This window comes from Nostoc sp., from assembly GCF_036917095.1.
Taxonomy (GTDB): domain Bacteria; phylum Cyanobacteriota; class Cyanobacteriia; order Cyanobacteriales; family Nostocaceae; genus Nostoc.
The window spans coordinates 74,564-86,686 of sequence record NZ_JBALFH010000016.1 but is presented as its reverse complement, the minus strand read 5'-3'; the positions used below and the strand labels follow the sequence as shown (position 1 = coordinate 86,686).

13 protein-coding genes are annotated in these 12,123 nt (G+C 41.4%); 6 read left to right on the top strand and 7 right to left on the bottom strand.

Annotated elements, in window-relative coordinates:
- Window positions 1-309: 309 nt before the first annotated feature.
- From V7L01_RS07425 to uvrB, 3 genes are all read right to left on the bottom strand, one after another.
- Window positions 310-579, bottom strand: coding sequence for a ParE family toxin-like protein (locus tag V7L01_RS07425; protein ID WP_335033337.1), 270 nt, complete (start codon window positions 577-579; stop codon window positions 310-312).
- Window positions 576-806 (bottom strand): hypothetical protein, encoded by a 231-nt coding sequence (locus V7L01_RS07420; RefSeq protein ID WP_335033335.1) that lies wholly within the window; start codon window positions 804-806, stop codon window positions 576-578. Before V7L01_RS07420 ends, V7L01_RS07425 begins: the two co-directional genes overlap by 4 nt.
- Before the next feature lie 103 nt (window positions 807-909).
- Window positions 910-2,907 (bottom strand): excinuclease ABC subunit UvrB, encoded by a 1,998-nt coding sequence (gene uvrB, locus V7L01_RS07415; protein WP_335033333.1) that lies wholly within the window; start codon window positions 2,905-2,907, stop codon window positions 910-912.
- A gap of 253 nt (window positions 2,908-3,160) precedes the next feature.
- Here uvrB and V7L01_RS07410 point away from each other — a divergent pair, with 253 nt between their 5' ends.
- From V7L01_RS07410 to V7L01_RS07390, 5 genes are all read left to right on the top strand, one after another.
- Window positions 3,161-3,625: a hypothetical protein gene (locus tag V7L01_RS07410; protein WP_335033331.1), complete on the top strand. Its 465-nt coding sequence runs from the start codon at window positions 3,161-3,163 to the stop codon at window positions 3,623-3,625.
- A gap of 347 nt (window positions 3,626-3,972) precedes the next feature.
- Window positions 3,973-4,155, top strand: a complete 183-nt coding sequence (locus tag V7L01_RS07405) for a CsbD family protein (RefSeq protein ID WP_335033329.1) — start codon at window positions 3,973-3,975, stop codon at window positions 4,153-4,155.
- Between the two features lie 301 nt (window positions 4,156-4,456).
- Window positions 4,457-4,897, top strand: coding sequence for a hypothetical protein (locus V7L01_RS07400; RefSeq protein ID WP_335033328.1), 441 nt, complete (start codon window positions 4,457-4,459; stop codon window positions 4,895-4,897).
- Between the two features lie 113 nt (window positions 4,898-5,010).
- Window positions 5,011-5,532, top strand: a complete 522-nt coding sequence (locus V7L01_RS07395; protein ID WP_335033326.1) for a hypothetical protein — start codon at window positions 5,011-5,013, stop codon at window positions 5,530-5,532.
- Window positions 5,533-5,779: 247 nt separating this feature from the next.
- Window positions 5,780-6,418, top strand: coding sequence for a histidine phosphatase family protein (locus V7L01_RS07390; protein ID WP_335033324.1), 639 nt, complete (start codon window positions 5,780-5,782; stop codon window positions 6,416-6,418).
- Window positions 6,419-6,467: 49 nt separating this feature from the next.
- Here the strand turns inward: V7L01_RS07390 and V7L01_RS07385 are convergent, their stop codons facing one another.
- From V7L01_RS07385 to V7L01_RS07375, 3 genes are read right to left on the bottom strand one after another with little or no spacing between them, the layout of a single operon-like run.
- Entirely contained in the window at window positions 6,468-6,926 is a 459-nt protein-coding gene (locus V7L01_RS07385; protein WP_335033322.1) for a hypothetical protein, read from the bottom strand.
- Window positions 6,927-6,945: 19 nt separating this feature from the next.
- Entirely contained in the window at window positions 6,946-7,365 is a 420-nt protein-coding gene (locus V7L01_RS07380) for a type II toxin-antitoxin system VapC family toxin (protein ID WP_335033320.1), read from the bottom strand.
- Window positions 7,362-7,706 carry a hypothetical protein gene (locus V7L01_RS07375; protein ID WP_335033318.1) on the bottom strand — a complete coding sequence of 115 codons (345 nt, stop codon included), beginning with the start codon at window positions 7,704-7,706 and terminating at the stop codon, window positions 7,362-7,364. Before V7L01_RS07375 ends, V7L01_RS07380 begins: the two co-directional genes overlap by 4 nt.
- A gap of 97 nt (window positions 7,707-7,803) precedes the next feature.
- Here V7L01_RS07375 and V7L01_RS07370 point away from each other — a divergent pair, with 97 nt between their 5' ends.
- The gene (locus tag V7L01_RS07370; protein ID WP_335033317.1) at window positions 7,804-7,938 is read left to right on the top strand and encodes a hypothetical protein; all 135 of its coding nucleotides are present in this window, start codon (window positions 7,804-7,806) and stop codon (window positions 7,936-7,938) included.
- 45 nt (window positions 7,939-7,983) lie between these two features.
- On the opposite strand, the gene V7L01_RS07365 is transcribed toward V7L01_RS07370, so the two are convergent.
- A complete protein-coding gene (locus V7L01_RS07365; RefSeq protein ID WP_335033315.1) occupies window positions 7,984-12,042 on the bottom strand; it encodes a tetratricopeptide repeat protein in 4,059 nt (1,352 codons plus the stop codon).
- Window positions 12,043-12,123 lie beyond the last annotated feature (81 nt).

Genomic DNA, 12,123 nt, shown 5'->3' with positions numbered 1-12,123 from the left:
GGATGTTTGAATGGTTTCTCCGACACACTACCTTTGATTTTGACACTCTTCAAATGTACGGATCTTTTTCAGAAATCAAATACTAGTCCTATAGCCCTCTTCTGTCACTTTCCGAAAACATTTGCCTTTTCTAAAATCTAGAGCTTTTGTATAGCAAGCGATCGCGCTATTATTTTCTAATAACAAATACAAGACCTATTTTTTCCTAATAGTATAGCTTGTATTGATTGCCTCGTGAGGCTTCTAGCGATCGCCCTCCCGGAGAGTGACAGAAGAGGGATAGAGAAGCTAACGGTTAGGCTGCTGGTGCTACAACCTCTGAAGCAATTCGTCATACTCTGTATGTGCGCCAATCCAGAACCAGTAAATGTGATCATCCTGCAACAAGCCAAGAACGCGGTAGTCTAAACTAACACGAGCCGAATAAATTGGTTGGCGCTGGCTAACTCGTTTGAACTGAAGACTATTGTGGTAAGGATCTGAACGCCAAAGAGCATAGGCTTTGGCCGCTTGTTCTTGAACTGATGCAGGAAGTTCATCAAGTTTCTTGCGAAATACCTTCGTAACACTTGACTTCATTGCTCAGAGGGAAAAACGTCACCTAAAGGAGTGATGTCGCCAGCACTAATTTCTTGCCGTACCATATCAGCTAGACGATCCCACTGAGCATCTGTTGTAGATTCAAACTGAGCTTTCCATCTTTGCTCATCCTCTATCTCGGCAAGGAAACGAGTAGCGATCGCATTCTGTTCGGCAACAGGTAGAGTTTTCAGTTGCGCGATCGCACGCTCAAGTAACTCAGTCATGGCTACCACACTCTTAAAACGTAAATGGCATCTTATCCATTATCGCTTCTTGCTAGCAAGTTGAACGCTAATTAGGTGAATATTCATGAGCATAAGATTCACCTTAACGTCCTAGCATTTTATCCCGCAGATGCTTAATGCGATCGCGCAATTTTGCTGCCTCTTCAAATTCCAGTTTCTTCGCCGCCTCTTTCATCTGCGCTTCTAACAGAGTAATCAACCCTGGAATCTGTTCTAGTGGAAGTTCATCTATATGTTCATCTACAACTTTCAAATCAGTTGCATTTAACCGCCGAGATACATCTAAAAAAGCCAAAATTGCATTACTTGATTTTTTGACAATTGGTTGCGGTGTAATCCCATGTAGTCGATTATGTGCGGTTTGAATACCACGCCGTCTATCTGTTTCATCAATAGCTTTAATCATGCTACCTGTCATATTATCGGCATACAAAATCGCTTGTCCTTGGACGTGACGCGCGGCTCTACCAATAGTTTGAATTAAGGAACGCTCGGTTCTCAAGAAACCTTCTTTATCTGCATCCATAATTGCTACTAAGGAAACTTCAGGTAAATCTAACCCTTCCCGCAACAAATTCACACCAACTAATACATCAAATTTCCCCTCGCGCAAGTTCTGCAAAATTTCAATGCGCTCAATAGAAGTAATCTCGGAATGTAAATACCTTACCCTTATACCGTGGTCTTGCAAATACTCTGTTAAATCTTCCGCCATGCGCTTAGTTAATGTGGTAATTAACACCCGTTCATGGCGATCGGCTCTATCTTTAATTTCTCCCAACAAATCATCAATTTGTCCTTCGGTAGGACGCACGGAAATTTCTGGATCGACCACTCCAGTTGGTCGAATCACTTGCTCAACTACATGGTCTTCAGAAACTTCTATTTCCCAATTGCCGGGAGTTGCTGATACAAAAATACACTGATTAACCTTTTCCCAGAATTCTTCTGCTTTCAAAGGACGGTTATCAGCAGCGCTAGGAAGCCGAAATCCATGTTCAATTAAAACTTTTTTTCTAGCTTGATCGCCGTTATACATGCCGCGAATTTGGGGCACTGTAACGTGAGATTCATCGATAATTAGTAGCCAATCTTTGGGAAAATAATCAATTAAACATTCTGGTGATTCTCCAGCTTGTCTTCCTGCTAAGTGACGCGAATAGTTCTCAACGCCGTTGCAGTAACCTACCTCGCGCAGCATTTCTAAGTCATAGCGTGTACGCTGATCTATGCGTTGCGCTTCTAATAGTTTCCCAGCTTGTTCTAAGTCTAGTTTTTGCTGTTTTAATTCGGCGGCAATATCATTACAAGCTACTTCTAACCGTTCTTCTGGGGTGACAAAGTGACGTGCAGGGTAAACATTCACCGCTTCCAGACTCTTGAGAATTTCCCCTGTCACCGGGTCAATATAACGAATCGCGTCAATTTCATCACCAAAAAATTCCACACGAATAATTCGGTCTTCATAAGCTGGGCCAATTTCTAAGACATCGCCACGGACGCGAAATTTCCCCCGACCCATTTCTATGTCGTTGCGGCTATATTGAACATTTGCTAAATCTCGTAAGATTTGGCGTTGATTTACTTCCATACCTATCTGAAGGGGGATGGCAGCTTTCAAATATTCTGCTGGCATTCCCAAACCGTAGATGCAACTGATGGAAGCAACGACAATGACATCACGGCGTTCAAAAAGCGATCGCGTCGCTGAATGCCGCAACATATCAATTTCATCATTAATCGCTGCCGTTTTTTCAATATAAGTATCGGTAACGGGAATATACGCTTCTGGCTGATAGTAATCGTAGTAGCTGACAAAATACTCGACTGCGTTGTTGGGGAAGAAATCCCGCAACTCGTTACAAAGCTGTGCAGCAAGGGTTTTGTTATGTGCCAGAACTAAGGTAGGCTTACCAATTTTCTCAATAACTGCTGCTACCGAAAATGTCTTGCCAGTTCCAGTGGCTCCTAGTAAAGTTTGGTAACGATTACCAGCTTGGATACTCGCAGTGAGTTGTGCGATCGCTTGTGGTTGATCGCCTGTGGGACTAAAGGGAGCTTGAAGACAAAATTCTGTCATACAGTCTTGCTAGAAATACCCTATCTCAGAGTGAAAATTTCGCGCTGTATCCATTGTAGCTGGATTATTAGACCAAGAAATAGTAACAACTCTTTACAAAAATTATTTATTTAAATTTACTTATGTATCACTTTTAAAGATTCTTATATCTATATGAGGTTTTTTAAGGTTAAACTCTAAAAGTATATAGGAAAAAATTTCATCTTTCCTTAATTATTGTAAAATTCAATTAACAAACCAGAGGTCTTCGTTTATGGCTATTAGCAGCGCTGGCAAAGCAATCAGTTCTCGGCAAAACAATGCCAAGTCTTCAGGGGAAGCTATAGAGGAAGTTGGAAATCAACAAGACCAGAGCTTGAATGCTGATAAAGTCGATGAAGTTAATGAACTGCCAGTGGGAGCTACTGGGACACTTGCCATTTCTGGAATTCGTCCTATAGGCGCTAGCGACTTAGAAGTTGCTGAACACCTCTCAATTGCTGGGGTGCGTCCCGTTAGCACCAGTACATTAGAAGTAGTTGAAACCTATAACTCAATGGGTATTCGTCCAATTGGTGCTAATACATTCCAAGTTGTTGAAAGTATCAACCTCTCTGGGATTCGTCCAATTGGCTCAAGTTTATTGGTAATTGATGAAAGCTATTCCACCTTTGGGAATCGTCCAATAGCATCAAATGAGGTTGATAACTCTGAAAGCCTGATGGGTTTTCTAGATTAAACACAAAATATCCCTAAAAATTTATTAACCCAGCTTCTCTACGGAACTGGGTTTTTTTAGTTAAAGAGTCAAAAGCAGAGATTACATTTGCACTTGTTCTATGTCTTTTAGCATAGATAATTCACCTGTTATTGCTTGAGTTAACATTCAAGCAATAGCCAGGATGCTTACTATAACTACTTTTTCTAATTTCTAATTTTTAATTTCTAATTTCTAATTGTTTAATATGCCTTGTGGTGGAAGGCTTTAGCAAAAACTTTAAGTTAGGGTGTAAAAGTAATAACAAATGATTTCAAAGTTAGTTTAGAGCTTTGAAATGAACTTTACGATAAAATAAGGAGTACAAAATGAGCATAGAAGATCGCGCAAAGGCAGCTGCTAAAAATGTTGAAGGTAAAGCGCAAGAAGCGTTAGGAAATGTGACTGGAGATCCAGAAGATAAAGCGCAAGGTAAAGCAAAGCAAGCTGAAAGCGAAGTACGTCACGGGATTGAAGACGTAAAAGACAATGTTAAGAAAAAGCTTGACTAATAACTTATACTTTTTGCAAAAGCTCTACTGATATGAATGGGATGTATCCCAAATTTGCAAAAACATGTAAGTTTCTAAAATTGCAAGCTAAACTATTTTTAGGCTCCTTTAATTAGGAGTCAAGAATAAAGTCTCGCTTAGTTGATAGTGTGTAGAGACGTATAGAATGCGTCTCTGCACTTTTTATAAATTCCTCAATAAAAATCAAGTAATTAAATAGAAATTTACAAAAAAAATAGTTTAGATAGCTTGATAAGCTATCTTTCCGGTTATTAAAGTGTTTTTTTTAGGAGGAAAAAAAATGATTGTGCTTCAGCAAAGTCGCAAAATATTGGCGACTTTCGTTTTAATCTTAGTGCTGATGATAACTACCGCCTGTGCGGGTAGTACTGTGGCACAAGTTGACCGGACAACGACTTCGCCAGCAATTGGTCGAGATGTAACTTATGCAGAGTTAGAGCGAGGCAATACCCCAGGAGGACAAACTTTTGGTAACTGGGTTTTGCAAGCATCTAGCGGACTAGTTAAGGATGCTTATGTACGTGATAACAACAAATTAGGTGTTGTGATTTCCCCTCAAGTTCGTCCTAACGAAGTCCGACCATTAGCAAAATCTCTAGTTCAAGGTTTTCATAAGAATTTCCCCAATCAAGACTTAAAGGTTTTGATTTATGCACCGGATAAGAAATTGATTTTGACTACTGAATATGATACTCAGACTAATCAAGTTAAGTATAGCTAATTGCTTAATTTGCAATCAATGCTTACAGAAAGTCTGATGAATTGGCATTTGCAATTATGGTTTTAAGATGCCAGCCATAAAAAAAGTTTGACGTAAAACAGGAGATAAGTAAAGTGGCAAGCAGCGAACAATATAAACGTCAAATAATGAAAGATTTGGCTCAGGGAGATGTTGAATCTCTGGATGATACTAAAGCTGAATCAACGGCGGAATATCAAAATTTTGATGATTTTGCCCAACGAACAACACCAGATCAGCGGCGGCAGTTATTTGGTAAATCTTTACATCCAGATCGGATTCCTACCAGCCAAATGGAGCCAGAATTACAACAGGCGATCGCACAAATTAAACCCAACGAACGGGATGATGTAGCAAGAGCCTTTTTCAAACAGTTGAAGGGAAGAGGATTAGACGATCGCCATCTAGAGCAACAGTTGGGGCTTTCTACACACCACCCTAGCCGTATGAGTGCTGATGATGTTAGCAAACTAGCGTCCTTCGTCTATCATAACCATCCCGACATTTTCCGCGAAGTGCTGGCAGAGCAACCAGGAATTATCAAGTTTCTCAGTAATCCTGTAGTGGCAGGTATTATCGGAGTCGCGGCGGCTAAATGGTTGGGTAGTCGTAAGTAACTTCTAAATTTTGAGTTTGGAGGATAAAAGTAGGGTGGGCTATGTCCACCTTTATTTTTTGCCTATTTTTAGCATAAATTATTTATATTAAAAGCGTTCGATTTGCGGCTTATTAGAGGAGATTTTAAAAGTCTTCGGGGATGTATCAAAATCTCTAAAAATTGTAGTAATATACCACAGGCATTAACTATCTTCAGCTACATCTGATTGTTAATGCTCTTAAATTTACAATCGATGAGAATATACCGTGAGCCTAACTCTTTATTTGCTCCGTCACGGACAGACAGAATGCAGTCGCAATAATTCCTTTTGCGGTTCCATAGACTCAGAACTTACCCCAGAAGGGTTGGATATGGCAAATGCTTTTGCTGACGCATATACTTCTAAGGATTGGACAGCAATATTTTGTAGTCCGATGCGGCGAACTGTATTGACAGCAAAACCTTTGTGTGAAGCAATAAAGATAGAACCACAACTTAGAGATGGTTTAAAAGAAATCAACTATGGCTTGTGGGAAGGAAAAACGCCAGAAGTAATTAGTCGTGAATATCACGATGATTATATTCGCTGGTCAGCAGATCCGGCTTGGAATGCTCCTACTGATGGAGAAATGGCTGTGACAATTGCTTCTCGCGCCTTGCAGGTAATTGAAGAAATTAAACAAAATTACACTAGTGGTAATGTTTTAGTTGTTTCACATAAGGCAACTATCAGAATTATTCTGTGTAGTTTACTGGGGATTGATGTGGGACGCTTCCGTTTTCGTTTGGGATGCCCTGTTGCTTCGGTGAGTATTGTAGAATTTAGCTCACATGGGCCACTGTTAAAGGTTTTGGCAGATCATAGTCATTTGAATGAGCAGTTGCGAAATTTACCTGGTACATAAGGGGAGTTAGGAGTTAGGAGAGACGCGATTAATCGCGTCTGTACAAAAGTTAGGAGTTATTATTTTTACGTTGCTCTCCCTCGCTATCTGGCTCAGTGTATTTGCAGATAACGTTGATTCCAATTTTTAGAATATATAACACAACAATTGTTGCGATCGCACCATCAATTGGTATTCCATGCACTGCTGCAACGGCAACCAGTGAGCCAATGATACTATTGAGCAGAGAAGAACTACCAGGGTTCTTGGTGTATTCTTTGATTGTGCCCTTTAAACCATCATCACCACAGATTTCCGCGCGGATTTCGTCGAGGGTGAGTTGTAAAAGAGATTTTTTGCCCCTACTATAATCTGTTGTGCCGACTTTCTCCTGCCAGAGTGTATCAAAACTTGCTTCTAGATTGCCATTGTGTTGTTGAAGGGTAGTGAGTGCATGTTGTGCTGGGGTGTCATTTTGGAGAAGTTGCTGAAGTTCTTGGATTTCGACAGGGGTTAATTGGGCATTCATATATATTTGACTTAATTATTTATGGAGTAGTTGTTAGTTCCTGAATCAACTCTTCAGGTGTGATAATTCTGGGGGTAGCAACTGGAAAATCTCTAGGATTGCGAGTAATAATAGCATCTAAGTGATTGAGTACCGCAGTGCTGTATTGAATAGCGTCTTCAAAATCTCTAAAGTTAAGGTTTAGTGCCATATTGATTGCGGTACTGTCTACAGTGGCGACTTGGCAGAAGGTAACTATTTCCCTCAAAAATTCAAGGGCTAAATTTCGATCTTTATCTTTACGGATAATGTAGTAAAGGTCACTAAAGGAAGATGCACAGATGTAGCCTTCTATCTGCCCCGCTTCAACAAATGATACAACTGTCTCGCTATTACCAAAAAAAAGTTGTTGCTCTTGAGCAACATCCAGAATAACATTGCTGTCTAAGAGGACTTTCACAGATTATGTTTCTCCTTTAAAGCTTCCCATCTGGCTTGGTCTGGGTCAAAATCAGAAGGCGTGGGTTGTGTTTTTTCAAACCAGCCTTGCAAAGCTTTGATTTTTGTTTGTCTCTTCGGCTTTTCTGGCTGTGACTCAGTAGAAATTTCCAAGGATGGAACTGGCTGCAAAATAATCACTTCCACTTTTCCAGGAGCAATATTTAGAGGTTCGTCAATAATTAAATGACCGAATTCGTCAATTGTGGCGTTCAGCTTGTAGGCTTGCATACTTTTGCCCTTTTTGTTTCTAGGATAGAACACTGCTGTAAATGTTGCGTAGGTGTAGCCCGTTGTAGACATCGCACTTCTGAATAACCACCTTGTCGTGACCAAAACGATCGCTTTGGTTATGAAAATGACGATGTTGGTTACGAAAATGATCGTTTTGGTTATGAAAATGACGATTTTGGTTATGAAAATGATGATTTTGGTGATGAAAATGACGATGTTGGTTATGAAAATGATGATTTTGGTGATGAAAACGATCGTTTTTGTGGCAATGCTTATGCGATCGCAACCAATGCTTAAATAAAACTTATGAATGATTTGACGTTGGCAATAAATCTTGCACTGCACCCTAAGACTCTGTTTCTAGCCTATCTCGCGCTGTCCAAATTGCCTCGCGCACCTCTCCAGCGCACTCTTCACCCGTCGCCTCGCGCCAAATGGTTTGAAACTCGCTTTCACCTAACTGCTGGAGTATACCCGCTAAATCATCGGTATGATAACCAATCCAATCTTGATTATGTTGTAGGCCGGTAGCTAAAACACGAATGTAAATTTGTAAAGCTCCAGAGTAATTTTCTTGAGCTTCTAAAACCCTCCCACATTTCCATAGTATTGCTGAAGCTTTATACCAATCGTGGAATTTTTCAAAAACTTCCCAGCCCTTTTGATAATACTTAATTGCTTCTGTAAACCGCTGTTGCACTTCGGCTACCATACCCAGTTGATGATTAACACTGGCAGCACTGTAAAAATCCTTTGCATCTTCATAAATTTTTAGTGCTTTGAAGTAGTAATCAACTGCCACATCAAATTGCCGTTGTTCTTGAGCTACCACGCCCAGTTGGTAATATTCATCAGCAGCACTGTAAAAATCCTTTGCATCTTCATAAATTTTTAGTGCTTTGAGGTAGTAATCAACTGCTACATCAAATTGCCGTTGTTCTTGAGCTACCACACCCAGTTGGTGATAGTCACTAGCAGCACTGTACAAATCTCCTGCATGTTCTTTAATCTCCAGGGCTTTGAGGTAGTAAACAACCGCCCTATCAAACAGCCGTTGCTCTTGAGCTACTATGCCCAGTTGGTGATAGTCACCAGCAGCACTGTACAAATCTCCTACATGTTCTTTGATCTTCAGGGCTTTGAGGTAGTAATCAACTGCCACATCAAATTGCCGTTGTTCTTGAGCTACCACACCCAGTTGGTGATAGACGCTTGCGATACGGTATAAATCCCCGGCATCTTCGACAATCTTGAGCGTCTTGAAGTAATAATCTCGTGCCACATCAAACTGCCGTTGAAGACAGGTGACATTGCCTAGTTGGTGATAGTCACTAGCAGCGTTATACAAGTCCCCAGCATTTTCTCTTATCTTCAGCGCCTTGAGGTAGTAATCAACTGCTACATCAAACTGTCGTTGTTCTTGAGCAACCATGCCCAGTTGGTGATAGACAGTGGCAGCTTTGTAAAAATCTCCAGTATCCTCCAAAATCTTCAGCGCTTTAAGGTAGTAATCAACTGCCAGATCAAATTGCCGTTGCTCTTCGGCAACCATGCCCAGTTGGTGATAGACAGTGGCAGCTTTGTAAAAATCCCCAGCCTCTTCTCTGATTTTCAGCGCTTTGAGGTAGTAATCAACAGCCACATCAAACTGCCGTTTCTGTTGAGCAATATTGCCTAAACTGTAATTAGTAACAGCAATTTTGTCATTGATTGAAGGATCATTTACAACTATCAGTTCATTTAGAGTTTCTTGATAGATTTTGCTCATTCCTTCCAAATTAGCACTTTGAGTCGCTTCATTTGTATCTTCAATCAGCAAATACATCCAGAATTCCAAAGCATATTTCCCTTTCGCCTTCACCTCTGCTAAATGAATGCCAATTTGCTTTAATACCCGTTGTCGCAGTGACTTAAATTCAGGTTTGCGTCCTAAACGCTCATATAATTTTCCTAAGGTATGCAGAATTGCCTGTGCTTCAACCCACTTCTGCTGATGTTCCGCAAGGCGTAGGTTTTGCAACAGATTTGGTTCTTCGACTTCTATAACAAAAGTTGCTAGTTCTGCGTTATTGATGAGTTTCTTATTATAGTGAGCAGCCAACCCCGCGTAGAAAATTAGCAACTTTTTTTCTAGTTCGTTAATCACCTCTTGGGAAGCCATTGTGTTTAACTGCTGGCGCAAATACCAAGGTAGTGCTGGGTGAATTTTGTAAATAGTCTCATCAAAATATTCCAGAATACCTGCTGCGGCAGCTTCATTGAGAATTCTAATCCAATCTGGTTGTTGCAGATACTCCCCAAACACAGCCTGATAAGCTTGTCCCAATTCATCATCAGGACTTTTTAAGAACTGATGCAACCAATGTGCATCAACCCGTTCCGAAAACAGTGCCAAAAATGGTAAATGCTGACGTGTTAGTTCTGACAACTTAGCAAAGGAATAATCCAACGACACAGTAAGAGATTTTTCTCTACCTTCTTCCTCTTGTCCCCTAAAAGTATCTAACCCCCGCCGCAACGCCTCAATTAATTGCCCAGGTGTCTGTGTCTTTAAATGCGGTAACACCACCCGCAAAGACAACGGATGTCCCCCCAACAATTTCAACAATTCTAAATACTCTGCTGATAGGTTCTTTCTCTCCACACCCACCGTTTGCAAAATCTTCGCGGCTAACTCTTGGGCATCCGCTTCAGACAGCCCCCGCAAATTGATTAAACTATACCCACAATCAAGCCAAAGTTCTTCGTGGCGACTGGTAATTAATACCCAAGATTTACCACCCCGCAATTCCTTAAGAAACCGCTTCAGCTTGTTTCTCTCTTCCCCACTCAATAATGGTTCATTCCCCGTGGGGAAACCGTTGACAGGTTCAAAGTTATCCCAAATCAACAAGCAAGGATTAGTTTGCAGATATTGCCGCACCACATCCTCTTGCTTATCTGGCATCATTTGGGAAAATCTCTCACCTCCTAACGCCCTACCAATTTGGTTAATTACCTGACTCAACCCCGCACCCTGTTCAAAGGAGGTGAAGAACATACCGCCTGTACGTCCTTGAGTGTCATCTAACCACCGGGCGAAACCTGCGGCTAACTCAGTTTTACCAACGCCACCCATTCCCTGCACCAAAACCAGATGATTTTGCCGAAATGCTCTCTCTAAACGCAAAATCTCATAATCCCGCCCAATAAAACCATAAGCACTTTCATCAGGCAAACCTACAGCTTTGCTACTTTCTGGAGTGTTGTCTGCTTGCGCCATCAAATCGGTAAAACTGGGTGCTGTCTTTTTAGGAACAAAAGGCGTATAGGGTTCCTGCTGATACAACACCGGCACAAGCCAATCTTGTAAAGGTAAGTTTCCTTTGGGACTGGGGCGCATTTTGTCAATAGACATGGACTTACGCCCTGCTGCAACTGCTGTGGCGATACACTCTCCCCTGACTAATTCCCCATACAACCGCCCAATAAAGTGTTCTGCACCTTTGGCGTAAACTGAATACGCCATCGCTACAACACCCTTAGCCCCCAATTTCACCAACTGTCCCGCCACAGAAGAAAAAGCCTCTTCGCCTACTTGTCCAGACTTGCAAGCATTCAGCACAAAAATCGGCACGCGACAATCTGTTAAATATTGGGCAATTTCCTTAGCGCTGACAACTTGCTCATTTCCCTGTTCGTCCTCAAAGACTAAAACTCCCTGTGTCTCGCTGTCAAAATTCCCATGTCCATCAAAATGAACGATATGATAAAAACCCTTATTCGCTTGCAGTTCTGCTTCAAATGCTTTCAAGCTAGGGGGACGCAATACCTTAAGATTGACTCGCTGTCGTATCGGTTGCAGCGCCGCCAGCAGTGGACGGGCAATGGTTTTAAACCCAACGTCTTGCCGATCGTAAGGACGGGCAATAACTAGTAAAATATTCAGTTGGTCATCGGGCATTGCTGGCAATGGTGGTTTTACTGCCTGACTGCTGAGACTGCGATACATCCCCGCCAGTGAAGGTGCAAGAAATTGATAGTCGGGGGAATACAACAACTCCCAAGGCAAATTCAGCACTTCGGCGTTATCAGAAATGATGCCCAGTTCACAGTTATCTAGCCCTTCCCGTGTCGCTTCCTGAAAAAACTCTCTTCCTTTCTCTGTACTGCGAAATACTAGCTCAAATAGTTGTTGTCCCCAATGCTGTAATTTTTGTTCAATTTTTACAGCGTTATCTGGAAAAATACCGTAAGGAAACTTTAGATAATCTTCTAAATACCAGCGCAACTCATCTGCGTTGTCTTTATCAAAGGGTTGCTCGAATGGGACTTCTGGTGCAAGGCGAGGACTTTGATATCCGCGTTGCCAGGAAAGTTGGATTTTGTCGTCTTGATGAGTTATCCGCAACCAATTCTGCACCATAGCTACAGCCAACACTAGTTAATGTGATGCTACCTTATCTTAGTAATTCACGCAGAGGTTAGCTGATTACTTGTTAAACCT

Excerpts from the sequence above, each read along its gene's own strand:
- V7L01_RS07425 (WP_335033337.1), bottom strand. The coding sequence starts at position 579 with ATGAAGTCAAGTGTTACGAAGGTATTTCGCAAGAAACTTGATGAACTT.
- V7L01_RS07420 (WP_335033335.1), bottom strand. The coding sequence starts at position 806 with ATGACTGAGTTACTTGAGCGTGCGATCGCGCAACTGAAAACTCTACCT.
- uvrB (WP_335033333.1), bottom strand. The coding sequence starts at position 2,907 with ATGACAGAATTTTGTCTTCAAGCTCCCTTTAGTCCCACAGGCGATCAA.
- V7L01_RS07410 (WP_335033331.1), top strand. The coding sequence starts at position 3,161 with ATGGCTATTAGCAGCGCTGGCAAAGCAATCAGTTCTCGGCAAAACAAT.
- V7L01_RS07405 (WP_335033329.1), top strand. The coding sequence starts at position 3,973 with ATGAGCATAGAAGATCGCGCAAAGGCAGCTGCTAAAAATGTTGAAGGT.
- V7L01_RS07400 (WP_335033328.1), top strand. The coding sequence starts at position 4,457 with ATGATTGTGCTTCAGCAAAGTCGCAAAATATTGGCGACTTTCGTTTTA.
- V7L01_RS07385 (WP_335033322.1), bottom strand. The coding sequence starts at position 6,926 with ATGAATGCCCAATTAACCCCTGTCGAAATCCAAGAACTTCAGCAACTT.
- V7L01_RS07375 (WP_335033318.1), bottom strand. The coding sequence starts at position 7,706 with ATGTCTACAACGGGCTACACCTACGCAACATTTACAGCAGTGTTCTAT.
- V7L01_RS07370 (WP_335033317.1), top strand. The coding sequence starts at position 7,804 with ATGACGATTTTGGTTATGAAAATGATGATTTTGGTGATGAAAATGACG.
- V7L01_RS07365 (WP_335033315.1), bottom strand. The coding sequence starts at position 12,042 with ATGGTGCAGAATTGGTTGCGGATAACTCATCAAGACGACAAAATCCAA.